The sequence below is a fragment of the Micromonospora aridisoli genome (assembly GCF_056150025.1).
Window position 1 is genome coordinate 106,525 of the sequence record NZ_JAXCFK010000010.1, and the last position, 26,126, is coordinate 132,650.

Annotated in this window: 29 protein-coding genes; 11 read left to right on the forward strand and 18 right to left on the reverse strand. The window is 72.5% G+C overall.

Annotated features, from left to right (window positions below; translation table 11 throughout):
• The first annotated feature begins 41 nt into the window (after positions 1–41).
• Positions 42–1,022 (forward strand): alpha/beta hydrolase family protein, encoded by a 981-nt coding sequence (locus tag SM447_RS21195; RefSeq protein ID WP_474574582.1) that lies wholly within the window; start codon positions 42–44, stop codon positions 1,020–1,022.
• A gap of 62 nt (positions 1,023–1,084) precedes the next feature.
• On the opposite strand, the gene SM447_RS21200 is transcribed toward SM447_RS21195, so the two are convergent.
• From SM447_RS21200 to SM447_RS21210, 3 genes are all read right to left on the reverse strand, one after another.
• The gene (locus SM447_RS21200; RefSeq protein WP_474574583.1) at positions 1,085–2,047 is read right to left on the reverse strand and encodes a zinc-binding dehydrogenase; all 963 of its coding nucleotides are present in this window, start codon (positions 2,045–2,047) and stop codon (positions 1,085–1,087) included.
• A 76-nt stretch (positions 2,048–2,123) separates the two neighbouring features.
• Positions 2,124–3,302 (reverse strand): NAD(P)-dependent malic enzyme, encoded by a 1,179-nt coding sequence (locus tag SM447_RS21205; protein ID WP_474574584.1) that lies wholly within the window; start codon positions 3,300–3,302, stop codon positions 2,124–2,126.
• 141 nt (positions 3,303–3,443) lie between these two features.
• Entirely contained in the window at positions 3,444–3,776 is a 333-nt protein-coding gene (locus SM447_RS21210; protein WP_474574585.1) for a S24/S26 family peptidase, read from the reverse strand.
• Between the two features lie 86 nt (positions 3,777–3,862).
• Here SM447_RS21210 and sodN point away from each other — a divergent pair, with 86 nt between their 5' ends.
• Together sodN and SM447_RS21220 are read left to right on the forward strand one after the other, a co-directional pair.
• The gene (gene sodN / locus SM447_RS21215) at positions 3,863–4,267 is read left to right on the forward strand and encodes a superoxide dismutase, Ni (RefSeq protein ID WP_099849980.1); all 405 of its coding nucleotides are present in this window, start codon (positions 3,863–3,865) and stop codon (positions 4,265–4,267) included.
• 205 nt (positions 4,268–4,472) lie between these two features.
• On the forward strand, positions 4,473–4,880 hold the full coding sequence (locus tag SM447_RS21220; RefSeq protein ID WP_474574586.1) for an ATP-binding protein: 408 nt from the start codon (positions 4,473–4,475) through the stop codon (positions 4,878–4,880).
• Between the two features lie 18 nt (positions 4,881–4,898).
• Here the strand turns inward: SM447_RS21220 and SM447_RS21225 are convergent, their stop codons facing one another.
• On the reverse strand, positions 4,899–5,288 hold the full coding sequence (locus SM447_RS21225) for a hypothetical protein (RefSeq protein ID WP_474574587.1): 390 nt from the start codon (positions 5,286–5,288) through the stop codon (positions 4,899–4,901).
• A gap of 42 nt (positions 5,289–5,330) precedes the next feature.
• Here SM447_RS21225 and SM447_RS21230 point away from each other — a divergent pair, with 42 nt between their 5' ends.
• Positions 5,331–6,275 carry a diacylglycerol/lipid kinase family protein gene (locus SM447_RS21230; RefSeq protein WP_474574588.1) on the forward strand — a complete coding sequence of 315 codons (945 nt, stop codon included), beginning with the start codon at positions 5,331–5,333 and terminating at the stop codon, positions 6,273–6,275.
• A gap of 444 nt (positions 6,276–6,719) precedes the next feature.
• Complete coding sequence (locus SM447_RS21235; protein WP_007072794.1) at positions 6,720–6,977, forward strand: WhiB family transcriptional regulator; 258 nt, start codon at positions 6,720–6,722, stop codon at positions 6,975–6,977.
• Positions 6,978–7,059: 82 nt separating this feature from the next.
• Here SM447_RS21235 and SM447_RS21240 read toward each other — a convergent pair whose 3' ends face one another.
• The 4 genes from SM447_RS21240 to SM447_RS21255 all read right to left on the reverse strand — a co-directional run bounded on the left by SM447_RS21240 (position 7,060) and on the right by SM447_RS21255 (position 10,449).
• Positions 7,060–7,767 carry a sirohydrochlorin chelatase gene (locus SM447_RS21240; protein WP_474574741.1) on the reverse strand — a complete coding sequence of 236 codons (708 nt, stop codon included), beginning with the start codon at positions 7,765–7,767 and terminating at the stop codon, positions 7,060–7,062.
• A gap of 71 nt (positions 7,768–7,838) precedes the next feature.
• On the reverse strand, positions 7,839–8,603 hold the full coding sequence (locus SM447_RS21245) for a phosphoadenylyl-sulfate reductase (protein WP_474574589.1): 765 nt from the start codon (positions 8,601–8,603) through the stop codon (positions 7,839–7,841).
• Positions 8,600–8,761 carry a hypothetical protein gene (locus tag SM447_RS21250; protein WP_474574590.1) on the reverse strand — a complete coding sequence of 54 codons (162 nt, stop codon included), beginning with the start codon at positions 8,759–8,761 and terminating at the stop codon, positions 8,600–8,602. The genes SM447_RS21245 and SM447_RS21250 overlap by 4 nt, the downstream gene beginning before the upstream one ends.
• Positions 8,758–10,449, reverse strand: a complete 1,692-nt coding sequence (locus tag SM447_RS21255; RefSeq protein ID WP_474574591.1) for a nitrite/sulfite reductase — start codon at positions 10,447–10,449, stop codon at positions 8,758–8,760. The genes SM447_RS21250 and SM447_RS21255 overlap by 4 nt, the downstream gene beginning before the upstream one ends.
• Positions 10,450–10,839: 390 nt before the next feature.
• Here SM447_RS21255 and SM447_RS21260 point away from each other — a divergent pair, with 390 nt between their 5' ends.
• The gene (locus SM447_RS21260) at positions 10,840–12,279 is read left to right on the forward strand and encodes a glycosyltransferase family 39 protein (protein WP_474574742.1); all 1,440 of its coding nucleotides are present in this window, start codon (positions 10,840–10,842) and stop codon (positions 12,277–12,279) included.
• A gap of 44 nt (positions 12,280–12,323) precedes the next feature.
• Here the strand turns inward: SM447_RS21260 and SM447_RS21265 are convergent, their stop codons facing one another.
• Positions 12,324–13,871 (reverse strand): histidine kinase N-terminal domain-containing protein, encoded by a 1,548-nt coding sequence (locus SM447_RS21265; RefSeq protein WP_474574592.1) that lies wholly within the window; start codon positions 13,869–13,871, stop codon positions 12,324–12,326.
• Positions 13,872–13,896: 25 nt separating this feature from the next.
• The gene (locus SM447_RS21270) at positions 13,897–14,928 is read right to left on the reverse strand and encodes an SIS domain-containing protein (protein WP_474574743.1); all 1,032 of its coding nucleotides are present in this window, start codon (positions 14,926–14,928) and stop codon (positions 13,897–13,899) included.
• Between the two features lie 194 nt (positions 14,929–15,122).
• Here SM447_RS21270 and SM447_RS21275 point away from each other — a divergent pair, with 194 nt between their 5' ends.
• On the forward strand, positions 15,123–16,826 hold the full coding sequence (locus SM447_RS21275) for a tetratricopeptide repeat protein (protein ID WP_474574593.1): 1,704 nt from the start codon (positions 15,123–15,125) through the stop codon (positions 16,824–16,826).
• Positions 16,827–16,829: 3 nt separating this feature from the next.
• Here the strand turns inward: SM447_RS21275 and SM447_RS21280 are convergent, their stop codons facing one another.
• On the reverse strand, positions 16,830–18,416 hold the full coding sequence (locus tag SM447_RS21280) for an MDR family MFS transporter (RefSeq protein WP_474574594.1): 1,587 nt from the start codon (positions 18,414–18,416) through the stop codon (positions 16,830–16,832).
• 113 nt (positions 18,417–18,529) lie between these two features.
• On the opposite strand from SM447_RS21280, the gene SM447_RS21285 reads away from it, so the two are divergent.
• Positions 18,530–19,111 carry a TetR/AcrR family transcriptional regulator gene (locus SM447_RS21285; protein WP_474574595.1) on the forward strand — a complete coding sequence of 194 codons (582 nt, stop codon included), beginning with the start codon at positions 18,530–18,532 and terminating at the stop codon, positions 19,109–19,111.
• 21 nt (positions 19,112–19,132) lie between these two features.
• Here SM447_RS21285 and SM447_RS21290 read toward each other — a convergent pair whose 3' ends face one another.
• Positions 19,133–19,636, reverse strand: coding sequence for a GNAT family N-acetyltransferase (locus SM447_RS21290; protein ID WP_474574596.1), 504 nt, complete (start codon positions 19,634–19,636; stop codon positions 19,133–19,135).
• A complete protein-coding gene (locus SM447_RS21295; protein ID WP_093405215.1) occupies positions 19,633–19,848 on the reverse strand; it encodes a biotin/lipoyl-binding carrier protein in 216 nt (71 codons plus the stop codon). The genes SM447_RS21290 and SM447_RS21295 overlap by 4 nt, the downstream gene beginning before the upstream one ends.
• A gap of 199 nt (positions 19,849–20,047) precedes the next feature.
• Between SM447_RS21295 and SM447_RS21300 the strand changes: the two genes are divergently transcribed.
• On the forward strand, positions 20,048–20,122 hold the full coding sequence (locus SM447_RS21300; RefSeq protein WP_370461611.1) for a 50S ribosomal protein bL37: 75 nt from the start codon (positions 20,048–20,050) through the stop codon (positions 20,120–20,122).
• Between the two features lie 90 nt (positions 20,123–20,212).
• On the opposite strand, the gene rsrA is transcribed toward SM447_RS21300, so the two are convergent.
• From rsrA to SM447_RS21325, 5 genes are all read right to left on the reverse strand, one after another.
• Positions 20,213–20,500: a mycothiol system anti-sigma-R factor gene (gene rsrA, locus SM447_RS21305; RefSeq protein WP_474574597.1), complete on the reverse strand. Its 288-nt coding sequence runs from the start codon at positions 20,498–20,500 to the stop codon at positions 20,213–20,215.
• 1 nt (position 20,501) lies between these two features.
• On the reverse strand, positions 20,502–21,314 hold the full coding sequence (locus SM447_RS21310) for a sigma-70 family RNA polymerase sigma factor (protein WP_474574598.1): 813 nt from the start codon (positions 21,312–21,314) through the stop codon (positions 20,502–20,504).
• Positions 21,315–21,566: 252 nt separating this feature from the next.
• A complete protein-coding gene (locus tag SM447_RS21315; protein WP_474574599.1) occupies positions 21,567–22,181 on the reverse strand; it encodes an alpha/beta hydrolase family protein in 615 nt (204 codons plus the stop codon).
• Between the two features lie 126 nt (positions 22,182–22,307).
• Positions 22,308–22,700: a WhiB family transcriptional regulator gene (locus SM447_RS21320; RefSeq protein WP_474574600.1), complete on the reverse strand. Its 393-nt coding sequence runs from the start codon at positions 22,698–22,700 to the stop codon at positions 22,308–22,310.
• A 196-nt stretch (positions 22,701–22,896) separates the two neighbouring features.
• Positions 22,897–23,607 carry an SOS response-associated peptidase gene (locus SM447_RS21325; RefSeq protein WP_474574601.1) on the reverse strand — a complete coding sequence of 237 codons (711 nt, stop codon included), beginning with the start codon at positions 23,605–23,607 and terminating at the stop codon, positions 22,897–22,899.
• A gap of 102 nt (positions 23,608–23,709) precedes the next feature.
• Here SM447_RS21325 and aroA point away from each other — a divergent pair, with 102 nt between their 5' ends.
• Together aroA and rsgA are read left to right on the forward strand one after the other, a co-directional pair.
• Positions 23,710–25,014 carry a 3-phosphoshikimate 1-carboxyvinyltransferase gene (gene aroA, locus SM447_RS21330; RefSeq protein WP_474574602.1) on the forward strand — a complete coding sequence of 435 codons (1,305 nt, stop codon included), beginning with the start codon at positions 23,710–23,712 and terminating at the stop codon, positions 25,012–25,014.
• A gap of 136 nt (positions 25,015–25,150) precedes the next feature.
• A complete protein-coding gene (gene rsgA / locus SM447_RS21335) occupies positions 25,151–26,107 on the forward strand; it encodes a ribosome small subunit-dependent GTPase A (protein WP_474574744.1) in 957 nt (318 codons plus the stop codon).
• Positions 26,108–26,126: the final 19 nt, after the last annotated feature.

Consider the following 26,126-nt stretch of genomic DNA (forward strand, 5'->3'; position numbering starts at 1 on the left):
GCCCGGCGGTGGTGGAGATCCGGGCGGGCACAATCGGAGTCATGTCCCGTCGCGCCGCCTCCGTTCTGATCGCCACCACCCTCTTCGCCAGCGCCTTGGTCGGCTGTTCCAGCGACCGTGGGTCCGTCGAGCGGGCGGATACGCCCACTCCGCCGGCCAGCCCCTCCGTTGCGCCCTCGGCACCGGCGATCCCCGCCGGCAGCGCCCCGGAACGCACCTTCGCCGTCGGCGTACGACAGCTCAAGCTGAACCGCGACGGGGACCGGCCGCTCCCGCTGACCGTCTGGTATCCGGCCGCCGGTCGGGCCGGCGACGACCCGGCGACCGGTGCGGACGCCGCCGACGGGAGATTTCCGGTGGTGATGTTCAGTCACGGTCTGGGTGGCCGCCCCGCCGACTACGAGGCGCTGCTGACCCGGTGGGCCGCCGCCGGTTTCGTGGTGGCCGCGCCCACCTTTCCGAACACCTCCCGCCGTGGCGACAACAACAACGTGCTCGACGTGCTCAACCAGCCGGCCGACGTGTCCTACGCCCTGACCCGGCTGCTCGCCCTCGACGAGCAGGACGGCGACGCGCTGCGCGGCCGGCTGGACACCGACCGGGTGGCCGCCGCCGGGCACTCGGCCGGCGGGGTGACCACCATCGGGCTGTTCACCACCGGCCGCGACGAGCGGCTGGCCGCCGGGATCGTCTTCGCGGGCACCGCCCTCGGGGTGGGCACGACGTTCGCCGGTGCGGCCGCACCGCAGCTGTTCGTGCACGGCGAGGCCGACGAGGTGGTGCAGTACGCCGCCGGCAAGGCCGTGTACGACAAGGTGCCCTGGCCCAAGGCGATGTTGAGCCTGCCCGACGGTGACCACGGCCGGGCCCTGCTGCGTGGTGAGGGCGCCGCGCTGAGGGTGGTCGCGGACACCACCACGGAGTTCCTGCGCTGGACGCTCTACGGGGACGCCGAGGCCAAGGAGCGCATCCCCACCGCCGCCACCCGCGACGACGTGGCCACCCTCGACAACCACCTGTAGGCGAAGGAAGGGCCCCTTCTTAACGCCTCAGGTAGAGCAGGGGCCCCCGCTTAACACTCGGCTCACGCGGTGTGGTCGATGACCACCTTGCCGAAGATGTCCCCGGAGTGCAGGCGGGCGAAGGCGTCGCCGACCCGGCTGAACGGCACGACGCTGTCCACCACCGGGCGCACCCCCCGCTCGGCGCAGAAGGTCAGCAGGGCGGCCAGCTCGTCCGGGGTGCCCATCGAGGTGCCCAGGATCTCCAGCTGCATGGCGAAGACCCGGCGGAGGTTGACCTTCGGCTCGTGGCCGGCCGTCGCGCCGGAGACCACGATCCGGGCACCCGGAGCGGCCGACTTCATCGAGTGGTCGAAGGTGGCCGCACCGACCGTCTCGATCACCACGTCGACCCGCTCCGGCAGCCGTACGCCCGGTTCCACGGCGGTCGCGCCCAGCTCGGCGATGCGTTCCCGCTTGGCGGCGTCACGGCTGGTCGCGTACACCCGCTTGCCCATGGCGACGGCCAGCGCGACCGCCGCGGTGGCCACGCCGCCCCCGGCGCCCTGGACCAGGACGGCTCCGGCGTCGTCGACCCGCCCCTTGGTGGTGAGCATCCGCCACGCCGTCAGCCACGCCGTCGGCAGGCACGCCGCGTCGGTCGCCGCCAGCCCCGCCGGCAGCGGCAGCAGGTTCCACCGGGGTACGGCCACCCGCTCCGCCAGCGTGCCGGGGAAGTGCTCGGAGAGGATGGACATCCCGCGTGGATCCCCCGGAGTCGGCACGACCGGGTAGACGACCACCTCGTTGCCGTCCGGGTCCACTCCGACCGCGTCGCAGCCGAGGATCATCGGCAGCTGTTCGGCACGCAGTCCGACGCCGCGCAGTGACCAGAGGTCGTGGTGGTTGAGCGAGCTGGCCGTGACGCGCAGCGTCACCCAGTCGTCGTCCGGCAGGTCCGGCTCGGGCCGCTCACCGACGGTGAGCGCGGCGAGCGGGTCGGCGTCGTCGAAGCGGGAGGCGAAGGCGGCACGCATGATCCGCACCGTAACAAGCTGAGCGCCCGTTAAGAAGGGCCCCTTCCTATACGCGAGGCGTTAAGAAGGGGCCCTTCCTTACACCTCAGGCGCGGGCGACGCCGTCGCGACGGGCCGCCTCGGCGACCGCTTCGGCCACTGCCGGTGCCACTCGTGGGTCGAGCGGTGAGGGCACGACGGCCTCGGGCGTGAGTGTCTCGGCCACCACGGAGGCGATCGCGTCCGCCGCGGCGACCTTCATGGCGTCGGTGATCCGGGTGGCCCGGGCCTCGAGCGCGCCCCGGAACACGCCCGGGAAGGCCAACACGTTGTTGATCTGGTTCGGATAGTCACTGCGGCCGGTCGCGACCACCGCGACGTGCCGGGCGGCCACCTCCGGATGCACCTCCGGGGTGGGGTTGGCCAGGGCGAACACGATACCGCCGGGGGCCATGCCGGCCACCGCTTGCTCGGGGATCAGACCGCCGGAGACTCCGATCAGCACGTCGGCGTCGCGCAGCGCCTCGGTGACGTCGCCCTCCCGGTTGTCGGCGTTGGTCAGCTCCGCGAGTTCGGCCTTCGTCCCGGTGAGGCCGGAGCGCTGTCGGGAGATGATGCCCCGGGAGTCGCAGACCACCACCCGCTCCGGGTCCACACCCCCGGCCACCAGCATCTTGGTGACGGCCACGCCGGCCGCTCCGGCGCCACTGACCGCCACCCGCAGGTCGCCGAGCTTCCGGTTGAGCAGCGTCGCGGAGTTGCGCAACGCCGCCAGCACGACGATCGCGGTGCCGTGCTGATCGTCGTGGAAGACGGGGATGTCCAGCGCCTCGTCGAGTCGCCGCTCCACCTCGAAGCAACGGGGAGCGCTGATGTCCTCCAGGTTGATGCCACCGAACGACGGCGCGAGGGCGGTGACCACCGCGACGATCTCGTCGACATCCTGCGTGGCCAGACAGACCGGTACCGCGTCGACCCCGCCGAACTGCTTGAACAGCACGGCCTTGCCCTCCATCACCGGCAGCGCGGCACTCGGGCCGATGTTGCCGAGACCGAGCACCGCCGAGCCGTCGGTGACGACCGCGACGGCGCGCGAGGCCCAGGTGTAGTCATGGGCGAGGGCCGGGTCGGCGGCGATCGCCTCGCAGACCCGGGCCACACCCGGGGTGTACGCGAGGGAGAGGTCGTCCCGGCTGGTCAGCGGCACTGTCGAGACGACGGCCATCTTGCCGCCCCGGTGCAGTTGGAAGACGGGATCAGCAGGGTCCACGGTGGACGAAGACATGGTGACTCCAGAAAGATCTAGCAGCTGGACCAGCCGGTCGGGGCGCACGGTGAGGCGAGCGAGCGGCGGCGCGCGGTACGGGGGGTCACCCGGGCACTTTCCGAGCATAGTCACGCCCCGGGGTCCAGTATGTGAGCAGGGTCATAACGGTTGTGACGGCACCCGGCCGGGTCGGGGCCAGTACCGGGCCACCACCCGGCCCCGCACGTCGGCCACGCCGTACGCCCGGGAGTCGTCGGTGACCAGGCCGTTGTCCCCGGAGAGCCACCATCCGCCGTCGACGGGGCGGATCGCGCGCTTGACCACCAGCAGGTCGGGTCGGCGGCGGAAGACCGCGATCACGACGTCACCCGGCCGGATCGGCCGGCCACCCCGGCGCACCAGCACCGCGTCGCCGTGGCGCAGCGTGGGTGCCATGGAGGGGCCGGTCACCAGCACGGCCGACAGCGGCCAGCGCAGCCGGGGGGCGGACACGGGGTTTCACCTCCAGCGGCCTCGGGGACCACCGTCCAGGAGTAATGTCGTCTTGGATCATCGCAAACTTCCCATGGAGGATCCCGATGCGACTTCCACGCATCCTTACGCCCCGCGTGAGCGCCAGCGCCCACTGCGACCTGCCCTGCGGCGTCTACGACCCCGCGCAGGCCCGCATCGAGGCCGAGTCGGTGAAAATGATCTGCGAGAAGTACCAGGCCAACACCGACCCGGAGTTCCGCACCAGGGCCATCCTGATCAAGGAGCAGCGGGCCGACCTGGTCAAGCACCACCTCTGGGTGCTGTGGACGGACTACTTCAAGCCGCCGCACTTCGAGAAGTACCCGCACCTGCATCAGCTGTTCAACGAGGCCACCAAGCTGGCCGGCGCAGCGGGCGCCAAGGGCGCCACCGACCCGAGCAAGGCGGACGAGCTGCTCCAGAAGATCGACGAGATCTCCAAGATCTTCTGGGAGACCAAGCAGGCGTGACGTCGCCCGCGCACGCCAGCTGAACCTGTCTCACCGCGTCGGCGGCCGACGTGTCCCACGCCGGGACGCGTCGGCCGCCGACGCGTGCCAGCCGCCGGTCCTTCCGGTGTGGTCCCGTCCGGGCGGTACGGCCGCGCGCCGCGCTGACCGTCCTCAACCGCACGGCGGCCCGAGCGGGTAGAGTCCCCGACCGGGGGGATGAGTGGTGACTCAACTGACCGGGCAGCCGATGACCGATGACGACGTCGTGCACCTCACCGTGCCCGCGGACGGTGGATACCTGAGCGTCCTCCGTACCGCCACCGCGGGTCTCGCCGCCCGCCTCCAGTTCGCCCTGGACGAGATCGAGGATCTGCGCATCGCGGTCGACGAGGCGTGCGCGATGCTGCTCGCCATCGCCGCCCGGGACGCCGAACTCGACTGCCGTTTCCTGGTCACCGAGGACGCGCTGACCGTCGAGGTGACCGTGCCGACCGTGCGCGATTCCCGACTGCCGGCGGAGTCGTCGTTCGCCTGGAAGGTGCTCACCGCGCTGACCACGTCGGCGGCGGCGAGCGCGACCGACGGCCGAGCCACCATCTCGCTGCTCACCCGCCGCGCCTCCGGCTGGTGACCCGGCTCGCGGGTCAGCTCATTCGAAACCCAGGGCGCGGGTGGTCGGCGGGCTCACCAGCAACCAGGTGACACCGGCACCGAGCGCGATCAGCGGTACGCCGAGCCAGCCGAGCCCGCCCTGGAGCATGAACCAGCCGATCGGCAGGAGCATGAGTTGCAGCACGATGGCCGGCGCGCGGGCACCGGCCCGCCGCCGCAGCAAGGCACCGCCCAGCGCCCAGAGAGCGACCGCCGCACCGACGGCGAAGGCCGTGACCAGCAGCGCCGACGTCAGGTCGGTGGTGTCGGCGGTGAGGTCGGCGAAGATCAGCCACGCGGCGACCAGCCCGACGGCGACCGCCTGGCCACGCAGCAGCCGGACCGCCCAACGGAGCGTGACGGGGGTCGGGTCGGAGTCGATGGTCACGCGGTCGCGATACCGGTGAGGCCTCGGAGTACAGTGCCGCCCATGCGGGCCGTCCTGCTGGTCAATCCAAAGGCCACCACCACCAGTGAGCGCGCACGCGACGTGCTCGTCCGAGCGCTGCGCAGCGAGGTCGACCTCTCCGTGCGCTACACCCGACAGCGCGGCCACGCCACCACGCTGGCCCGGGAGGCCGCCGAGGAGGGCGTCGACGCCGTGGTCACCCTGGGTGGCGACGGAACGGTCAACGAGGTGGTCAACGGGCTGATGACCGCGGCCACCGCGGGTGGTGCCGCGCCGACCGCCGAGCGGCTACCGGCGCTGGCCACCGTGCCGGGTGGCTCGACGAACGTCTTCGCCCGTGCGCTCGGCCTGCCCCGGGAGTGGCCGGAGGGCGCCAGCATGATCCTGGAGGGACTCAGGCTGGGCCGGCATCGCACGATCGGCCTCGGCCTGGCCGACGACCGCTACTTCACCTTCTGCGCCGGCTTCGGGCTCGACGCGTCGGTGATCCACCGGGTCGAGGAGTCTCGCCGTCGTGGGCGGGTTCCCTCCCCCTCGCTCTACTTCCGCGCGTTCACCGCGCAGTTCCTGCTGGGCAACGAGCGGCGGCATCCGGCGATCCAACTGGAGCGGCCGGGCGAGGCGACCGAGGGCGAGCTGGCCACGATCATCGTGCAGAACACCGCCCCGTGGACGTACGTCGGAGAGCGGGAGGTGAACCCGAATCCGGCGGCGTCGTTCGATCTCGGGCTCGACATCCTGGCGCTCCGCCAGCTAGGCGTCGCCAGTACGACACGCACCGTGACGCAATTCTTCTCTTCGACACCCGACCCGCGAGGCCGTCAAGTGCTGCGACTGCACGACGTGGCGGAGTTCACGCTGGTCGCGAGCCGTCCGCAGGCGTTCCAGCTCGACGGCGACTATCTTGGCGAGAGGGAAAAAGTCAGATTCACCTCCGTTCCCGCCGCACTCAGAGTAATCTGTTAGGTCTCCGGTACCACCGGGGTGAGGTGGACGGCGCGACCCCCGCGCGGCGGCTGCGACACCCAGGGAACCATGCCGGAAATGTCAGCAATGTGCGGCGGACTGTACTATATTGATCCTCGACTGTGATACGACGGGTAGCCGGAGGGATCTGGAACCCGGACAAATGGGTTGTGGGCTTGCTCACCGTCCGGAGTTTTTCCGAGCGCCACCCTTGACATCGCGTGAGTTCGTGAAAGTATTCACAAGCGAACTTGAGTTACCGGGACATTGCCTGGACATGCTCGGCAAGTTGAGCTTTTCCAGCGGTATCCAGGAGCCAACAGCCTGCTCACGCAGTGCCGAAATGGCGGACGCGAACCGTCACCGTCGGCATTGCGGATGCATATAGGAAAAGCACCAAGAAGCAACATCTGCCACCCACCCAGAATGAGGAGTGTTGCCGCCATGGACTGGCGTCACCATGCTGTCTGCCGCGACGAGGACCCGGAGCTGTTCTTCCCGATCGGGACGTCTGGTCCGGCTCTCCTGCAGGTCGAGCAGGCCAAGGCCGTCTGCCGGCGCTGCTCCGTGACCGACCAGTGCCTGCAGTGGGCGCTCGAGTCCGGTCAGGACGCTGGCGTCTGGGGCGGGATGAGCGAGGAGGAGCGGCGCGCCGTCAAGCGTCGCGGCGGCCTCCGGGTGCTGCGCGCTCACTCCGCCTGACCACCACACACGTACGAAGCGCGACGCCCCGGCCGGCCCAGCCCGCCGGGGCGTTCTGCTGCCCGCTCGGGTCGGCGGCACGTCAGGGGTGGACGCGGCGGAGCACCAGGTCCACCAGGTCCGGCACGTCGGTCAGCGGGGACGCCACGGCGACCGCGCCGGCCTCCCGGGCAGACGCCGTCACCGCGTCGTGGAACAGCCCGGGGGCCAGGAAATAGGCCGCCACCGCCACCCGTCGCGCGCCGGCCGCCCGGAGTCGGGCCACCGCCACGCCGGCATCCGGCGGCGCCGCCGAGGCGTACGACACCCGGGTTGGAAGGTTCAGGGCCGTGCCCAACGCGGCGGCCACCCGCCCGACGGATCCCCGTGCCGCGGCGTCCCGGGTGCCGGCGGCAGCCAGCACCACGGCGTCGCAGCCGCCCGGCTCCGCCTCGCTCAGCCGTCGCCGCAACCCGGCCAGCAGCGCCGGGTCCACCTCGCCCCCCACCGGCCCGAGCACATCGGTGACCCGCACCCGGATCGGTGGCCCGGATCGTTCGGCCGCCGACACCGCCGCCGGGATGTCGACCCGACGGTGGTAAGCGGCGGTCAGCAGCAGCGGCACCAGAACAACCCGGGAATGCCCCGCCTCGGCCAGTCGTCGCAGCGCCTCGGTCGGGCCGGGCTCGGTGTGGTCGAGCCAACTCGCCACCACCGGCGCGCCGGGGCGAGCGGCGGCGACCGCCCGGGCCAGGGCCCTGGTCGCGTCGGCCGCGCGCGGATCGCGGCTGCCGTGGGCGACCAGCAGCAGCGGCTCGCCAACCGACCCCGGCCCGCCGGCCGGCCGGGGCGCGCTCGGCCCGGCCGGGCCGGTTCCTCCGGTCAGACGTGCAGCCCGCACTCGGTCTTCTCGAACATGGCCCAGCGGCCGGCCCGTGGATCCTCGCCGGCTCCGGTCCGGCGGGTGCACGGCCAGCAGCCGATCGAGCCGTAGCCGCGCCGGAACAGCTCGTTGACCGGCACGTTCCAGCGGGCGATGTACGCGTCGACGTCCGCCTGCGTCCATGCCGCGATCGGGTTGACCTTGACCTTGCCGCGACGCGCGTCGAAGGTGACCACCGGCGTGTTCGCGCGGGTCGGCGACTCGTCGCGGCGCAGACCGGCCGCCCACGCGTCGTAGCCGCTCAGCGCCCGCTCCAACGGCTCCACCTTGCGTAGCTGGCAGCATTCGTCCGGAGACCTGTTGAACAGCCGGGGTCCGTACTCGCCGTCCTGCTGGCCAACCGTCAGGCGGGGCCGAATGGACCGCACGTTCACCGGCAGTGTGCGGGCCACCTCGTCGCGGACGGCGAGGGTCTCCGGAAAGTGCAGCCCGGTGTCGAGAAAGACGACGTCCACCCCGGGCGCGACCCGGGAGACCAGGTGGGCGAGGACGGCGTCGGCCATCGAACTGGTCACGCAGAACCGGTCGCCGAAGGTGTCGGTCGCCCACCGCGCGATCTCCAGAGCGGGCGCGCCCTCCAGTTCCCGGCCGGCCCGCTCGGCCAGCGTCCGCAGCTCGTCCGGGTCGCGTCGGGACGGGTCGACGGTGGTCGAGGCACCGGTGCCGACCAGGCCGAGGCCGGCGGCGGAGACCAGGGCGCTCATCGGTTCACCGCCCGGGAGAGCAGGCCGGTGAACCGGACCGTGAAGACCCGGGCGCAGGCGTGGCACTCCCAGGCGCCGTGCCCCGTCTCACTCGGTCGCAGATCCTCTTCGCCGCAGTACGGGCAGTACAGCGGCACGGAACGAGTTCCACCACTCATCGCAGTTCCTCCTCGTCGACCCGAATCACCCAGTTGGCGAACGTCTCACCCTCGGTCCGGCCGGCCAGGTAGCGCACGGCCAGCCGCTCGACGTACGCGGGAAGTTCCTCGGCGGTCGTCTTCAGGCCACGCAGCTTGCGCCCGAAGCCCGCGGTACGCCCCTCGGCCATCCCGAGCCCGCCGCCGAGGTGCACCTGGAAGCCCTCCACCTGGCGGCCGTCCGGCCCGGTCACCAGCTGACCCTTGAGACCGATGTCGGCGACCTGGGTACGCGCGCAGGCGTTGGGGCAGCCGTTGATGTGGATGGAGATGTCGGCGTCGAAGTCGCGCAGCCGCTGCTCCAGCCGGGCCACCAGTTCCTCGCCGCGCGCCTTGGTCTCGACGATGGCGAGCTTGCAGTACTCGATGCCGGTGCAGGCCATGGTGCCGCGCCGCCAGGCCGACGGCTGGGCCTCCAGGCCGATCTCGCGCAGGCCCGCGACCAACGACGCCGTCCGCTCCGGCGGCACGTCGAGGACCAGCAGCTTCTGGTACGGGGTGAGTCGCACCCGGTCGCTGCCGTGCGCCTCGACCACGTCCGCGAGCTGGGCGAGTTGGGTGCCGGAGACCCGGCCGACCACCGGGGCGGCACCGACGTAGTCGCGACCGTCCCGCTGGCGGTGCACGCCGATGTGGTCGATCGGCCGCTCCGGCAGCTCCGGGGCGGGACCGTCGAGCAGCGTCCGGCCGAGGTACTCCTTCTCCAGCACCTCCCGGAACTTGGCCACGCCCCAGTCGGCGACGAGGAACTTCAGCCGGGCGCGGTGACGTAGCCGGCGGTAGCCGTAGTCGCGGAAGATGCCCACCACCCCGGCCCAGACGTCCGCTACCTCCGACAGCGGCACCCAGGCGCCGAGCCGCTGCGCCAGCATCGGGTTGGTGGACAGCCCGCCGCCGACCCACAGGTCGAAGCCGGGGCCGTGCTCCGGGTGGTCGACACCGAGGAAGGCGATGTCGTTCGCCTCGTACGGGGTGTCCACCAGCCAGGAGATCGACGACTTGAACTTGCGCGGGAGGTTGGAGTACCGCTTGTCGCCGACGTACCGCCGGACGATCTCGTCGATGGCGGGAGTGGGGTCGATCAACTCGGCCTCGGCCACCCCGGCCACCGGGCTGCCCAGCACGATCCGGGGGCAGTCGCCACACGCCTCGGTGGTCTGCAGCCCGACCGACTCCAGGCGACGCCAGATTTCCGGCATGTCCTCGACCCTGATCCAGTGGTACTGGATGTTCTGCCGATCGGTGATGTCCGCGGTGTCCCGGGCGAACTCACGTGAGATCTCCGCGATCGTGCGCAGCTGCGCCAGACTGAGCTGGCCGCCGTCGACCCGTACCCGCAGCATGAAGAACTCGTCTTCCAGCTCGTGCGGCTCCAGCACGGCGGTGCGCCCGCCGTCGATGCCCGCCCGGCGCTGGGTGTAGAGGCCCCACCACCGGAACCGGCCGCGCAGGTCCTGCGGGTCGATGGAGGCGAAACCGCGGTGGGCGTAGATGTTCTCGATCCGCTGGCGGACGTTGAGCGGATCGTCGTCCTTCTTGATCCGCTCGTTGGGGTTGAGCGGCTCCCGGTGCCCGAGCGCCCACTGGCCCTCGCCACGGGGGCGTCGGGGCGTCCGCGGGGCACGGGCCGGAATCTCGCTGACTGCCATCGCGGCGTCCTCCGTTGTCTGCTGCGCCTCGGTGGGGCTGCGCGGGCGCGACGACCGACTCCCGGAGGGGGCCGTGGACGGCGATGTCTCTGTACGGCCGGCGCGCTGCGTGCCCGAGGCAGGGATGGTCGGGCGTCGTCAGTGAGCCGGACAGATGGCGCTGCGCACGCGGCCGTAATCGACGTGGCGTCGAGCCACGAAGCGGCGCACGACAGCGGCAGTCATGAACGTCATGCTGCCACACCCCGCCCGCAGCGGCCAATGACCACGTGCGGGATCCCACATCACGGGCGGTCGCTGTCGGCACCCGCGAGCGTCACCGTGTGGCAGGCTCGCGACGTGGGGGATTTGCCCGAAAGGTCAATTCCGCCGGGCGGAACCGGTGTTCGGCTGGGCGGGGTGCGACTGCACTCGGTGCCGGTGTGGCTGGTGCCGGCGGCTGTCACCCTGCTGGTGACGCTCATCGGGCTGGACGCCGCCCAGCTGTGGCGCGACGAACTGGCCACCTGGAGTGCCGCCACCCGGAGCCTGACCGGCCTGTTCCGGCTGGCCGGCACCATCGACGCCGTCGCCGGCCCCTACTACCTGCTCATGCATGCCTGGGTGACGGTGGCCGGCGACTCCGCGGCCGTGCTGCGCCTGCCGTCCGTACTGGCGATGACCACGGCCGCCGGGCTGACCGCCGTCCTCGGGCGGAGCCTGTGGGACGCCCGCGTCGGCACCCTGGCCGGGCTGCTGTTCGCGGTGCTCCCCGGCACCTCCCGGTACGGCCAGGAGGCCCGGCCGTACGCCCTGGCGACCGCACTCGCCGTGCTGAGCACGCTGCTGCTGGTCGAGGCGGTACGGCGGCCCACCCGGCGTCGCTGGGCCGGCTACGCGGCGGCGACCGCCGCCCTCGGGCTCACCCACCTGGTCGCCCTCACCCTGCTCGCCGCCCACGCGGTCGCCGTACTGACCACGACCACCGGCGGCCGCGCGGCGGCGGGCCGAGTGACGCGGTGCTGGCTGGCGGCCCTGGTGCCGGTGGTGGGGGTGGTGGTCCCGCTGGCGTTGGTGGCTCGGGCGCAGCGCGCCCGGCAGCTCGACTGGGTGGACGCAGCTCGCCCCGCCGACCTGGCGGCACTGGCCGGTGGGGTGGCGCAGAGCGGCGTGGTCGGCGGGATGCTGGTCGGGCTCGCCGCCCTCGGCACCGTCCTGGCCGGTCGCCGGGGCCGACTGCCGGCAAGCTGCGTCCTGGCCCCGGTGCTGCTGCTCTTCCTCGCCGGGCTGGTCGTTCCGCTGTGGGTACCTCGCTACCTGGTCTTCGTGGTGCCCTTCGGCTGTCTGCTGGCCGGCGCGGCACTGGCGGCGGCCCGGCTGCCGGCGGCGCTGACGGTGGTGGCCCTGGCCGGTCTGCTCGGCCTGCCCGAGCAGGCGGCGCTGCGCCGTACCCACGAGTGGCCGCGCAGCGCGGCGGTGGACTACCGGGGAACGGCCGAGATCGTCGCGGCGGGCCAGCGCCCGGGCGACGCGGTGGTCTACTCACCCCGGGAGAGCTGGCTCTTCCTCGATCTCGGCCTGCGATACCACCTCGGTGGGCAGCTCCCACACGATGCGCTGCTGGTCGAGGCAGCGGAGCGCCGGGGCGACCTGTGGGCCGCCGAGTGCGTCCGTCCGGCCGAATGCCTCGCCGGCACCGACCGGGTCTGGCTGGTGCTGGCCGGCCGGCGGGGCGATCCGCTGGCCGCCGTGCCCGGAGCCAAGGGGGATGCGCTCCGCACCGAATTCACGGTCGCGCAGGTCTGGGCGCGCCCCGGCCTGACGCTCGCCCTGCTGACCCGCCGCGACTGACCCCTCCCACCCCGGCCCGCGGCAGACCGCCCGGTGTGCCTGGGTCACCCGCCGCCCCGGCCCTCGGGGGCGCTGCGGGCCAGCGGGATCGCCAGAAAGGCCTCGGTGCCGCCCGCACCGCCGGGACGCAGCTCGATGGTGCCACGCAGCTCCCCGGTGACCAGCGCCCGCACGATCTGCAGCCCGAGTTTGGCGCCACCCTCGGCGTCGAAGCCCGCCGGCAGGCCACGGCCGTTGTCCGCGACGGTGACGTGCAGCATCTTGCGGAGCCGGTGTGCCGACACCACCACCTCGGGCTTCGCCGGTCCGGTGGTCACCGGGGCGTCGTCACCGGCCGGCGGGAAGCCGTGTTCGACGGCGTTGAGCAGCAGTTCGTTCAGCACCATCACCAGCGAGGTGGCGATCTCGGCCGGCAGCACGCCGAAGGTGCCGGTACGTCGCATCCCGACGGTCACCTCCGTCGCGGCCACCTCGGTCGCCGCGTTGGCCACCCGGTCCACGATCCCGTCGAACTCCACCGCCTCATCGCTGGACATGGCGAGCGTCTCGTGCACCAGGGCGATCGACGCCACCCGGCGGACCGACTCCTCCAAGGCCACCCGCGCCTCGGGCATGGACACCCGACGGGCCTGCAGGCGCAGCAGCGCGGCAACGGTCTGCAGGTTGTTCTTCACCCGGTGGTGGATCTCCCGGATGGTGGCGTCCTTGGTGATCAGCGCCCGGTCCCGGCGGCGTACCTCGGTGATGTCGCGGACCAGCACCAGCGCGCCGATCGGCACACCGGCGGGCATCAGCGGCAGGGCCCGGGTGAGCATGGTCGCCCCACGAGCGTCGATCTCCCGCCGGGGCGGTGCCTCGCCGCGCAGCGCGGCGAGGATGCCGTTCGCGGCATCCGTGCCCTCCAGGGGATCGCCGGCCAGCCGGCGGTGCAGCACCGCGAGATCCTCGCCGACCAGGTGCGCCGCGTGACCCAACCGGCGGTACGCCGACTGCGCGTTGGGGCTGGCGTAGGTGACCTTGCCACCGGCGTCCAGCCGCACCAGCCCGTCGCCGACCCGCGGTGCCGAGGTGGTCTCGCCCGGGTGCCGGGGCGGCGGGAACGTGCCGTCGGCGATCATCTGCGCCAGGTCGTCGGCGGTGGTGAGGTAGTTCAGCTCCAGTTGGCTCGGCGTACGGGCGGTGGAGAGGTTCGTGTCCCGACCCACCACGGCGATCACCTCGCCGGATTCGCCGTCGGCGGTACGCAGCCGGACCGGGATCGCCTCGTGCCGGGCGGGCACGTCGCCGTACCAGACCGGGTCGCCCTCCCGCCAGATGCGCCCCTGCCGGTAGGCGACCTCCAGGTGGGCCACCTCCGGACCGCCGACGATCCGTCCCACCTGGTCGTCCTGGTAGGCGGTGGGCGCGGTGGTCGGGCGGACCTGGGCCACGCAGAGGAAGCTGCCCTCGCCGTCGACCGGTACCCAGAGCAGCAGGTCGGCGAAGGAGAGATCGGACAGCAACTGCCAGTCACCGGCGATGCGGTGCAGGTGGTCGATGTCGATCGGGCGCAGTCGGGTGTGCTCCTCGGCGAGATCACGCAGCGTTGACACGCCGACCAGCGTGCCACGCCGACGGTCACATCGTCGCGGTGACCTTCTTCAACCCGCGAGGCGCGTCCGGATCCTCGCCCCGAGCCAGCGCGAGCGACAGGGCCAGCCGCTGCAGCGGCAGGATGTCCAGCAGTGGGGCGTACCGCTCGTCGACCTCGGGCACGGCCATCCGGGTGGTGCCGTCCACCTCGGCGGAACCGACCACGACCACGTCGGCGCGGCGCTCACCGAGCCGGGGCAGCACCTCGCCCATCGACCGCCCACCCGGACCCGAGCCGACCACCGCCAGCACCGGTACGTCCGGGTCGGTCATGGCCAGCGGCCCGTGCAGCAGGTCGGCGCCGGAGAACGCCAGCGCCGGCAGGTACGACGTTTCCATCAGCTTCAGTGCCGCCTCCCGGGCGGTCGGGTACGCGTACCCCCGGCCGGTGGTGACGAGTTGGGCGGCGAAGCGGTAACGCGGCGCGAGCTGGGCCGGGACGGGATCGGTCAGGGTGCGCGCGGCCAGCTCCGGCAGATCGGCCAGTGCCCGGCGTTCCTCGGCGGGCAGCGCCCCGTCGCCGGCCCGGATGCCCTCCACCAGCATCAGCAGGGCGAGCAGTTCGGCCGTGTAGGTCTTGGTGGCGGCCACCGCACGCTCGTGTCCCGCCGCTATGTCGACGGAGAGTTCCGCGGTCGTCGCCAACGGGGAGTCCGGCGCGTTGGTGACCGCGAGCGTGAGGGCACCCGATTCGCGGGCGGCCCGGAGGACCTCCGTCAGATCAGGCGAGCCGCCGCTCTGGCTGACCCCGACGACCAGGGCGTCGGAGAGGTCCGGCCGGGCGCCGAAGAGGGTGACCGCGCTCGGCGAGGCCAGGCCGGCCGGCAGGCCGAGGCGGATCTCGCTCAGGTAGGCGCCGTACAGCGCGGCGTGGTCCGAGGTGCCCCGCGCGGTGAAGACCACGTGCCTGGGTCGGCGCTCCGCCACGACCGCGGCCACCCGGGCGATCGGCGTGGCGTGCTCGGCGGAGAGCAACCGTTCGTAACCGGTCGGCTGCTCGTCGATGTCGGCGGCCATGCCGCTACCTGGGCGCGTCACGGAAACTCCTCCCCTGCGCGCGATCCGCGCGTTTGCTGCTCAGTTTTGCACTCTTCAGCCCGTCTGAGCAATAAAACGAACAGCACTGCGCATTGGATCACCAAAACTGGGTGTCGTCCCCTACGCTGACCCGACCTCACCGCGCAACCGGTACCGACGAGCGAGAGGAACACGTGGCCGAGGGAACGGACGACCGGGCGCTGCCGGCGACGGAGGAACTCACCCTGGCCCGGCGGGCCCTGGACTCCGGTGAGCTGACGCACGCCGCCGACCATGTCGCGGCGGCGTTGGCCCGGGCACCGACGCTGCCCGAGGTGCACGAGACCCTCGCCCGGCTGGCCGCCGCCAGCGGCGACGGGGGCCTCGGCCTGTTCCCGTTGCAGCACCACACCTTCGTCGGCGCGGTGGTCGCCCGCGCACATCTGCTCGCCGCGGCGGGCCGCCCGGCCGAGGGTCTCGACCTGCTGGTCGCCGCCACCGCGCACGCCCCCGGGGCGGACTGGGCGGGGGTGCCCTGGGTCACCTCGCCCGAGTTGGCCGAGCGCCTCGGTCCCGAGCAGGCGGCCCGGGTGCTGATGCAGGTCTGCGCCGCCACCCCGGATCCGGTTCCGCCGTCGAACCGGACGGCCCTCGCCGCGTACCTCACGCTCGCCCGCAACGCGATCACCGTCCACCCGGAGCACGCCCTGCTGCTGGGCACGGCCTCCGCGCTGGCCCGACGGGTGGGCGAGGTGCCGCTCGCGGTCCGCTGGGCCAATCGGGGCGTACGCGCCGCGCCGTCGAAGATGGGTGAGGTCTGGCTCGGGTACGCGCTGCGCAACGCCGGCCGGACCCGGGAGGCGCTCGCCGCGCTGCGACGCGCCGTCGAGCACGACCCGGACGACCTGGCCGTGTACGCGGACATCGCCGGCACCCTGGCCGACCACGGCCGGCTGGAGGAGGCGCTGAGCTGGATCGAGCGCGCCCTGGCCCGCAACCCGTCCTTCGACTGTGCGGTGCACACGGCACATCGGCTGCGGTTCCAACGTGACGGTACGGTGGGTCACCTGGTGGCGCTGGCGGACTTCATCCGCGACCATCCCGACGACTCGCACGAGCACGGCGACCTGGCCGAATGCTGCCGCGGGCGCCCCTGGCTGGGTCAGCTGACCCCGGTCGCACCCGCCACCGGGCCGGCCGCCCTGGCCGGGCGACCCGACGCCGGGCACATCGGCGGGGCGGTCCCGGTGCCCGCAGCGGCCCGCCCCGCGCCTCCCCCACCATCGGCCGAGGCGGCCCGCCGGCTGCGTGAACTCGCCCATCCGGCCTGGCCGCACCCACCGGCGGCGTACGACGCGGCGGTCGGCCTGGCCACGCTCGACCTGGCCGATCTGCTCGGTCTGCTGGCCCATCCGCCCGAGACCCCGCAGACGGCGCTGGGCCGGGTCCTCGCCGGCCAGGACCCGGCGCTCTGGCTGCGGTGCGTGCAGGTGTGGGTCTGTCTCGGGTTGCTGCACCACCGCACCGACGAGCCGTGGGCGGACTCGACCCGGCGCCGGGTTCTGGTGGAACTCGCCCAGGAGGTGGAGGAGGTCGCCGAGGCTGCCCTGTTCGCCCTGGTCACCGCCGCCTGGGTCGATCCGTCGGTGCGGCCCGACGTGGCCCGGCTGGTCGCCGTGCGACTGGCGGCGGTGGCGGAGGCGGCCCGGCATCGTCCGGTGCCGAACGCCGCCTCCCTGGCTCACCTGGCGCTGGCCACGCCGGACCTCGACCCGCAGACCGTCGCCCTGGCCAGAACGCTGGCCGGCGTCACCTCCGGCCGGCGTCGTCGGTCGCTGCGGGCCCTGCTGCGCCGGCTGCTGCGCCCGTGGCGGGCAGGTCCGCCACGGGCGACGTGATCGTCAGGCGGCCGGAGCCTTGGCCAGGTCGGTCTCGGCCTGCTCCGGCCCGCTGCCGCCCGGCGTCGGCTCGTTGCTCGTCCGCAGCGGGATCTCCCGGATGAACCAGGCCAGCACCGGGACCACGACGGCGAAGAGCACCGCCCAGAGGAACACGTGCGAGATCGCGTCGGCGAGACCACCGAGCACCACCTCGCGGGCCTGCGCGGGCAGTTCCCTGAGCTGCTCGATGTTCATCGCCGCGCCGGCCTCGCCGCCTCCGCTGAACGCGCCACCGGCAGCGGAGCCGGCCAGCCGGTTGGCGAAGATGGCACCGAACAGCGAGATGCCGAACGACCCACCGATGGAGCGGAAGAAGGTGGCCGCCCCGCTGGCCGCCCCCAGGTCCTTCTGGGCGACGCTGTTCTGCGCGATCAGCATCGACGTCTGCATGAGGAAGCCCATGCCGACGCCGAGCACGACCATGTAGAGCGAGGACTGGGTCTTGCTGGTGTCCACGTCCAGCAGGCTCAGCAGGGCGAGCCCGAGGCTCATCACCACGCCGCCGACGATCGGGAAGATCCGGTACCGGCCGGTCCGGGTGATCGCCCGGCCCACCACCAGCGACACCACCAGCATGCCGAACATCAACGGCAGCAGCAGCAGGCCGGAGTTGGTGGCCGAGGCACCCTGCACGGTCTGCTGGTAGAGCGGCAGGAAGTTCATCGCGCCGAACATCGCGAAGCCGAGCAGGAAACCGATCACCGAGATGAGGGCGAAGTTGCGGTTGGCGAAGAGCCCCAGCGGCAGGATCGGCTCGGCGGCCCGCCGTTCGACGAAGCCGAAGGTCACCAGCGTCACCACGGCCAGGCCGGCGAGGCCGAGGATCTGCGGCGACGCCCAGGCGTACTCGTGACCGCCCCAGGTGGTGATCAGCACGATCGCCGTGATGCCGACCGACAGCAGCGCGGCACCCAGCCAGTCGATGCGGTGTTCGGTGCGGTACTTCGGCAGGTGCATGGTCGCGGCGAGCAGCACCAGCGCCACACCGCCCAGCGGCAGGTTGACGTAGAACGCCCAGCGCCAGGAGAGGTTGTCGGTGATGAAGCCGCCGACCAGCGGACCGGCCACCATGGCGATGGCCATGATGCCGGCGATCATGCCCTGGTAGCGGCCACGCTCGCGGGGCGGCACCAGGTCACCGATGATCGCCATCACGCCCACCATCAGGCCACCGGCACCCAGGCCCTGCAGCGCCCGGAAGGCGATCAGCTGGACCATGCCGTCGTCGGGGCCGCCGAGGAACCCCGAACCGGACATGCCGCACAGTGCGGAGCCGATCAGGAAGATCACCACCGCGGTGAGAAAGACCGCCTTGCGCCCGTAGAGGTCGCCGAGCTTGCCCCAGATGGGAGTGGAGACGGTGGTTCCCAGCACGTAGGCGGTCACCACCCAGGTGAAGTGGTTGAGCCCACCGAACTCGCCCACGATGCGCGGCAGGGCGGTGCTGACGATCATGTTGTCGAGCATCGCCAGCATCATGGCGATCATCAGGCCGAAGAGCACGACCCGGACATTGGGTCGCGCGGCAGCCTGGGTCTGTTGGCTCATCGGTAAGCTCTCCCCCCGAGATGCGGCGCACTTACTTGCCGCCCGGCTAGCCACCTTACTAGCCGCACGGTAAGTTGGACAGACGACGACGGCAACCGGATTGGCAGGTACGGGTGAGCCAGAGCACAGGCGGCACGCGGGAGCGGATCAAGGCCGTCGCCCTGGAGCTCTTCACCGAGCAGGGCTACGAGGCGACCTCGCTGCGTGAGGTCGCCGAGCGGCTCGGAGTGACCAAAGCCGCGCTCTACTACCACTTCAAAAGCAAGGACGAGATCGTCAGCAGCGTCGTGGAGGACCGGCTGGAACGGATGGACGCCCTGATCACCTGGGCCGAGAGCCAACCAGCCACGCTGGCCACCCGGCGAGCCGTCGTCGAGCGTTACGCCGACGCCATGTTCAGCGGCGAGCAGCCCTCGGTGATGCGCTTCTTCGAGCAGAACCAGACGGCGCTGAAGAGTCTCTCCGCCGGGCGGGAGCTGCGCGGCCGGATGTTCCGGCTGGCCACCGCGCTCTGCCAGGGTGACGAGTCCCCCGGTGCCCAGCTCCGCGCCGTGCTGGCCCTGTTCGCCGTGCACAGCAGTTGGTTCGCCGTACGCACGCCGGACATCACCGACGCCGAGCGCAAGCGGGTGGCCCTGGAGGTCGCCGACGAGTTGCTCGCCGCGATCGCCGCACCTCCCACCCGGCCTTCCTGACCGGGCCCGGGGCGGACGGGATCAGGCGAGGGGAAGGCGCAGGGCCAGCAGGTCCACCCCGGGCAAGGGGCTCCAGTCCCGCTCGGGCTCGCGGACGAAGCCACGCCTGCGGTAGAGCCGCTGGGCCGTCTCGGCGTGACCCGCGCGCACGCAGATGGTCACCGCGGTGCAACCCAGCTCGGTCGCCCGTGCGACGCACGCCTCGACCAACGCGGCACCGGCTCCCCGCCCCTGTGCCGCCGGGTCCACCGCCAGCATCCGGAACTCCGCCTCCCCCGGACCACACATCTCGGCGTACGGGGTGCCGGGCAGCACGAAGGTGACCGAGCCGAGCAGCTGACTGGTCGCCGGGTCCACCGCTACCAGGACGTCACCGTGCTCCGCCCGGGCGGAGACGTCGGCCAGCACGTCGGCGTAGCCGGTCTCGCCCTTGAGCTGACCGTCGGCCTCGTACGCCGCGACGGTCAGTCGGGCCACCCCGGCGAAATCGGCCGGCTCGACCGGGCGGATCAGCAGCTCACTCAACCGATCACCGCGATCAGGTCACCGTCCTGGACCACGTCGCCCTCGTTCACCGCGAGCTGCTGCACGACACCGTCGGACTCGGCGATGACCGGAATCTCCATCTTCATCGACTCCAGGATCACCAGCGTGTCCCCCTCGGACACGGTGTCCCCGGCCGACGCGACGACCTTCCAGACGTTCGCCACCATCTCGGCGCGGATCTCCTCGGCCATCTTCGGCCCCTTCTCTCGCGACTCCTGCGACGTATCCAATCATGAGCGGGCGGCCGGTGGGCGCGGAGCGGCCCCGGGAGCAGTCCACCCGTAACGTCCGCACTAGCATCAACGGGTCGGACCCGGACGCCGGCCGGGCGACAGTGCCCCCGGCGGCGGGGTCGTGCGCAGCCGATCCGGCCATCACGAGGAGGTCACCATGGCGAAGAAGGCCCGTAAGAAGAAGGCCCGTAAGAAGAGCGCCGCGAACCACGGCAAGCGCCCCAACTCCTGAGCCGGTGGGCGGCTGCCCGCCGCGATCGGACGACGGACCACCGGTGCCCGGGTCACTTCCGACCCGGGCACCGGTGTGTGTCGACGACGGTCAGTCGGCCAGTTCGCGCGACTCGGTGGTCTCGAAGACGACGAGTTCGCTCAGCCGTATCCGCAGCCGCTCGCGCAGCTCGTCCGGCGCGGACTCGTTGCCGCAGCAGCGGGCCACGAGCGCCTTGACCTCCTGCTCGATGCCGTACTCCCGCAGGCAGGGGCCACACTCGTCGAGGTGGTGCCGGATCAGCGTCCGGCGCTCCTGCGCGCACTCCAGGTCGAGGTAGAGGTAGACCTCGGCGAGGACCTCACGGCAATCCGTCTCGTGCGGTTCTCCACAGCTCACGTCACACCTCCCGGCCGGTGGCGGTCGAACTCCGGGCCGGCTGGGCCGCGGAGAAACCCCGCTCCGCGGCGTACCCCTCAAGCAGCTTGCGCAGATTACGACGCCCGCGGTGCAACCGCGACATCACCGTGCCGATGGGCGTGCCCATGATGTCGGCGACCTCCTTGTAGGAGAAGCCCTCGACATCGGTCAGGTAGACAGCCAGCCGGAACTCCTCCGGCAACTGCTGGAGAGCCTCCTTGACGTCGCTGTCGGGCAGCCGGTCGAGCGCCTCGGTCTCGGCCGACCGCAACCCGCTGGAGGTGTGCGACTCCGCCTCGGCCAGCTGCCAGTCGGTGATCTCGTCCGTGGGGGCCTGCACCGGTTGACGCTGCCGCTTGCGGTACGAGTTGATGTAGGTGTTGGTCAGGATCCGGTAGAGCCAGGCCTTCAGGTTCGTGCCCTGCTCGAACTGGTGGAAGGCCGCGTACGCCTTCAGGTAGGTCTCCTGAACCAGGTCCTCGGCGTCTGCCGGGTTACGCGTCATCCGCAGGCCGGCCGCGTACAGCTGATCCACGAATGGCATCGCGTCCCGCTCGAACCGGGCCCTGCGCTCGTCGGTCTTCTCCGTGGTCAACCGCACATCCCCTCGGGTCGGATGCTTCCCCGCCGAGGATACGCGCACCGACCTTCCGGGAGATTCGGTTCCGACGGGTGTGCCCGCCGCCACCTCCGCCGGTGGCACCGCCGCCGGCCAGTTCGGGCCGGTCAGCAGCTGCTTGAGCTGCTGCGCCCCCCGCTCGTCGCGTTCCCGGATCCGGATCTCCGTCGGCACCGGTCACCCCCCTCGCACAGTGTTCGTCCGAGGTGTTCAACACGCGCCGTGGGTCGGGGCATTCCGGCACGGCCCCGGCGTTCCTGGTCCCCGCGACGGCGGTGCGACCGACGCTGGGACCAGGAAGGGCCTGGGAGCCCGGTGCCGCCGGCCGGACCGGACACGGGGACACCATCGGGTGCAACGAAGCGGCGCGGTCGACGGACACGGCACCGCTGCCGAGCGCAGACCCGGTAGCGCCGCGCTGACGGGTCAGGCTCTGGCCCAGCCCTGTCCGCGCAGCCACCCCAGGGTCAGGGCGGCCGTGGCGGCGGGGTCACCCCGCAGATCGTGCCGCTCCCCCGGCCGAACCACCACGCGCACCTGCGGGCCTGGCTCCGGTACGCCGAACGGATCCCGGTCCCCGTTGACCACCAGGGTCGGCAGGCCGGTCGCCAGCTCGCCGGCCCGACTCCGCTCCGGCCGGCCGGGCGGATGCAGGGGGAAGGCGAGGGCCACCACCCCGGCGGCGCCTACCGCGGTGGCCGTCCGACAGGCCACCCGCGCTCCGCTGGAGCGACCACCCACCACCAGCGGTACGCCCGGGTGCCGCTGCCGCAGCACGCCCAGCACGGCGGCCCACGCCTCGTCGAGGTGCCCCGCCGGAGCCGGCGCGCGTCGGCCGGCGACCCGGTAGGGCTGGGTCACCCGGGCGACGACCAGGCCGGCGGCCACGGCCGCGTCCCGGAGCGCGATCAGATCCGGTGCGTCGACCCCGCCGCCCGCCCCGTGTCCCAGCACCAGCAGGGCACAGGGCGGGGCGGACGGCGGGTCGGTGTCGACCCGCGCGGGGCCGCGCGGGGTGTCGAGGACGTCGTCATGTGGCACCGCACCATTGAACCCTTTTCCACCTGGCCCGAGCGGCGCGTGCACGCCGCCTCCGACCTCGTGGTCGGGTGGACCGTGCGGGGTGGTTGACGGGTCGTCGAGACCCTCCGGGGCTCGCCCCGGCGGTCAGCTCAACGGCACCAGCGTGAGCAGTCGGTCCCGCACCGGCGGGCCGGCGTCGCCGGCGGCCTCCGGATCGGGTTGCACCTCGCTGCGCCAGGCCACCAGCATCGCCCGTCGCTCCCGTGGGGTGGTGCCACCCCACACACCGTGACAGTCGCCGACCTCCAGCGCCCAGGCCAGGCAGGAACCCTGCACGTCGCAGCTGCGGCACAGGGCCACCGCCGCGTCGGCCGGCTCGTTCGGCGCTGGAAAGAACGTCTCCGGGTCGACACTCTGACACGTACCTCTGGTACGCCAGGCTTCGTCCTGTCGCCGTTCGCGCAGGGCCCGCAACAGTCGCGGATCACGTCGCGCGGCGGCCACCTCGTGCGGACGGGGCATACGCGCCCGTGTCATCCACCCACCTCCCCCGTGGGACCAGCAAGATCGATGAACATCGTTCACCCGACGCGAACGACACCCATCACCGGCGCTGTGTTCTATCGCACTTCCACACACGGGGACAAGACTCTGCCGGGAAGTTGGCAGAACGGTCGAGTCACCTTTCACCCGTAACCGCAGCAAATCACTCCCGACAATGTGCGGGGTGTGATCAGAAGAGCGTCATCTCCTCCGACTCGACGCGGCGCGTCAACGGCACCCGGGCGGTCAGCTCCGGGCCGTCGTTGCGTACGTCGCCCACCGCCTGCCCCACCGGTCGCACCTCCAACCCGGCCAGCCAGTCCGGCGACGGCGGGACGAGCAGTTCCGCGGCGTCAGCGGCGCCGTCCAGCCAGGTCGTCCAGCGCTCGGGAGGTAGCAGCAGCGGCATCCGGTCGTGCACCTCGGCCAGTTCGCCGACGGCGGCGGTGGTCAGCACGCTGAAGGTCAGCAACGCCCGGTCGGTGGTCTCCCAGACCGACCAGATGCCGGCGAAGGCGAGCACCGAGCCGTCGCGCGGAGTCATGTAGTACGGCTGCTTGGTGCCGCCGGCCAGCCGCACCCACTCGTACCAGCCGTCGGCGGGGACCAGGCACCGGCGGCGCGCGAAGGAGGGAGCGTACGCCCGGCTGGTGGCGACCGTCTCGGCGCGAGCGTTGATCATGCGGGCGGCGCCGGCGGACGACCGGGACCACGGTGGCACCAGACCCCAGCGTCCCATCGTGAGCGCGCGGTGCCCGTCGGCGCTGACCCGGACCAGCGGCACCGGGTCGGTCGGCGCGACGTTGTGGTCGGCGACCAACCCGTCCCCGGTCTCGTCGACGGCCTCGAACAGGCCGCTGAGGTCCCCGGCGCTCCGGGTCGTGGCGTACCTCCCGCACATGCCGCACACGCTAGCGCGCCGCCCGCCCGGCGGCTGTCCCGTTCCCCGGGAGTGACGGCCGACGGTAGCGGCACCGGAGCCGAGACGCGGCAGAATGTAGCCGTGGGGAACCTGACCGCGACCCGGCCGCTACAGCCGTGGACCGCACCGACCGCCAGCGATCCGGTCTCGGCGTCGCTGCGCCTGCCCGGCTCCAAGTCGATGACCAACCGCGCCCTGGTGCTCGGCGCGCTGGCCGCCGGCCCCGCCACCCTGAGCCGGCCGCTGCGGGCGCGGGACACCGAGCTGATGGCCGCGGCACTGCGGGCGATGGGCGCGCACGTGTCGATCGCCGACGACGACCGCTGGCTGGTCCGACCGCACCGGCTGGTCGGCCCCGCCCACGTCGACGTCGGGCTGGCCGGCACCATCATGCGCTTCGTGCCGCCGGTGGCGGGACTCGCCGAAGGGCAGGTCACCCTCGACGGTGACCCGCAGGCCCGCACCCGCCCGCTCGGTCCGCTGATCGAGGCGCTGCGCTCCCTCGGGGTACGCATCGACACCGCCGGGCCGGACAGCCTGCCCCTGGTGGTACTGGGGGCCGGTCGGGTCACCGGCGGCGAGGTCGTCATCGACGCCTCGGCTTCGAGCCAACTGGTCTCGGGGCTGCTGCTGGTCGCGCCGCGCTTCGATCGTGGGCTGGTGGTTCGGCACGTCGGCCCGCCGGTGCCGTCGGCGCCGCACCTACGGATGACCGTGCAGATGCTGCGCGCCGCCGGTGCCGCGGTGGACGACAGCACCCCGGATGTCTGGGCGGTCGAGCCCGGGCCGTTGACCGGGCGCGGCTGGGAGATCGAGCCGGACCTCTCCGGTGCGGTGCCGTTCTTCGCCGCCGCCCTGGTCACCGGCGGCGAGGTGACCCTGCGCGGGTGGCCCGCCCGCGGCAGCGCCCAGCCGGTGGAGCGACTGCGCTCGCTGTTGCAGCAGATGGGCGGGACGGTCAGCCTCAGCACCGAGGGGCTCACCGTGCGAGGCACCGGCACGGTGAAGGGTCTGCGCGCCGACCTGTCCGACGTCAGCGAGCTGACCCCGGCGCTGACCGCGCTGGCGATGCTCGCCGACTCGCCCTCGGTGTTCACCGGCGTCGGCCACATCCGTGGCCACGAGACGGACCGGCTGGCCGCGCTGACCCGGGAGTTCACCGCGCTCGGCGCGGACGTCACCGAATCGGCCGACGGCCTGGAGATCCGACCCCGACCGCTGCGGGGCGGCGTGTTCCGCACCTACCATGACCACCGGATGGCGCACGCGGCCGCGGTGGCCGGTCTCGCCGTGCCCGGCATCGAGCTGGACGACGTGGCGTGCACCTCGAAGACCATGCCGGAGTTTCCGACACTATGGTCGGCAATGGTGACCGGTAAGAACTGAGGCGGAAGAAGGGTCGGTCCTGGCGAGCAGGCGACGAGAGTACGACGAGGACGACGTCCGGGTCCGGCCCGGCAGGTCCTCGCGTCCGCGTACCCGGACCCGGCCACGCCACGCCGACGCGAGGGACGGCTTCGTCATCGCGGTGGACCGCGGGCGGTACACCTGCGTGCTGGCCGGTGCCGGACGGGACGACCCCACCGTCACCGCGATGCGCGCCCGTGAACTGGGGCGCAAGTCGGTCGTGGTCGGCGATCGGGTCGGACTGGTCGGCGACACCTCCGGCGGGGCGGGGGCACTGGCCCGCATCGTCCGGATCGAGCCGCGCCGGTCCGTGCTCCGGCGCACCGCGGAGGACGACGCCAGCACCGCCGAAGGGCGGCTGGAACGGGTGGTGGTCGCCAACGCCGACCAACTCGTGATCGTCAGCGCGCTGGCCGACCCGCCGCCGCGAACCGGGTTCATCGACCGCTGCCTGGTGGCCGCGTACGACGCGGACATCGAACCGTTGCTCTGCCTGACCAAGGCCGACCTGGCCGGGCCCGAGGCGGTGCTCGACTACTACACCGAACTCGAACTGCCGTACCTGCTCCTGCGGCCGGACTCGTCGCTGGACGCGCTGCGCAGCCTGCTCGCCGGCCGGGTCTCGGTGCTCGTCGGGCACTCCGGGGTGGGCAAGTCGACGCTGGTCAACCGCCTGGTGCCGGAGGCCGACCGGGCGGTCGGCACGGTCAGCGCGATCGGCCGCGGTCGGCACACGTCGACCAGCGCGGTGGCGCTACGGCTGCCCGCGCCACCCGACGCGCAGGAGGATCCGGGTTGGATCGTGGACACCCCGGGCGTACGCAGCTTCGGCCTGGCCCACGTGTCGGCCGAGAGCCTGCTGCACGGTTTTCCCGATCTGGTCGAAGCCACGGCCGACTGCCCGGCGAACTGTCCGCACACCGCCGACGAGGCCGACTGCGCGCTGGACAACTGGGTCGCGGCGGGGCGGGCCGACCCTCGCCGGCTGACCTCGTACCGCCGGCTGCTGGCCTCCCGCGCCGGGGAGCCCGACCCGCGGACGGAGCCCGACCCGCGCGGACGCCCGGACTGAACCGGCGGTCCCGCCACGC

Bases quoted from the DNA above. Each gene is read 5' to 3' on its own strand.
- SM447_RS21255 (WP_474574591.1), bottom strand. From the start codon at position 10,449: ATGGCAGTCAGCGAGATTCCGGCCCGTGCCCCGCGGACGCCCCGACGC.
- SM447_RS21230 (WP_474574588.1), top strand. From the start codon at position 5,331: ATGCGGGCCGTCCTGCTGGTCAATCCAAAGGCCACCACCACCAGTGAG.
- SM447_RS21205 (WP_474574584.1), bottom strand. From the start codon at position 3,302: ATGTCTTCGTCCACCGTGGACCCTGCTGATCCCGTCTTCCAACTGCAC.
- SM447_RS21195 (WP_474574582.1), top strand. From the start codon at position 42: ATGTCCCGTCGCGCCGCCTCCGTTCTGATCGCCACCACCCTCTTCGCC.
- SM447_RS21270 (WP_474574743.1), bottom strand. From the start codon at position 14,928: ATGGCCGCCGACATCGACGAGCAGCCGACCGGTTACGAACGGTTGCTC.
- sodN (WP_099849980.1), top strand. From the start codon at position 3,863: ATGCGACTTCCACGCATCCTTACGCCCCGCGTGAGCGCCAGCGCCCAC.
- SM447_RS21250 (WP_474574590.1), bottom strand. From the start codon at position 8,761: ATGAGTGGTGGAACTCGTTCCGTGCCGCTGTACTGCCCGTACTGCGGC.
- SM447_RS21325 (WP_474574601.1), bottom strand. From the start codon at position 23,607: ATGTGCGGGAGGTACGCCACGACCCGGAGCGCCGGGGACCTCAGCGGC.
- SM447_RS21245 (WP_474574589.1), bottom strand. From the start codon at position 8,603: ATGAGCGCCCTGGTCTCCGCCGCCGGCCTCGGCCTGGTCGGCACCGGT.
- SM447_RS21280 (WP_474574594.1), bottom strand. From the start codon at position 18,416: ATGAGCCAACAGACCCAGGCTGCCGCGCGACCCAATGTCCGGGTCGTG.
- SM447_RS21320 (WP_474574600.1), bottom strand. From the start codon at position 22,700: ATGACACGGGCGCGTATGCCCCGTCCGCACGAGGTGGCCGCCGCGCGA.
- SM447_RS21295 (WP_093405215.1), bottom strand. From the start codon at position 19,848: ATGGCCGAGGAGATCCGCGCCGAGATGGTGGCGAACGTCTGGAAGGTC.
- SM447_RS21235 (WP_007072794.1), top strand. From the start codon at position 6,720: ATGGACTGGCGTCACCATGCTGTCTGCCGCGACGAGGACCCGGAGCTG.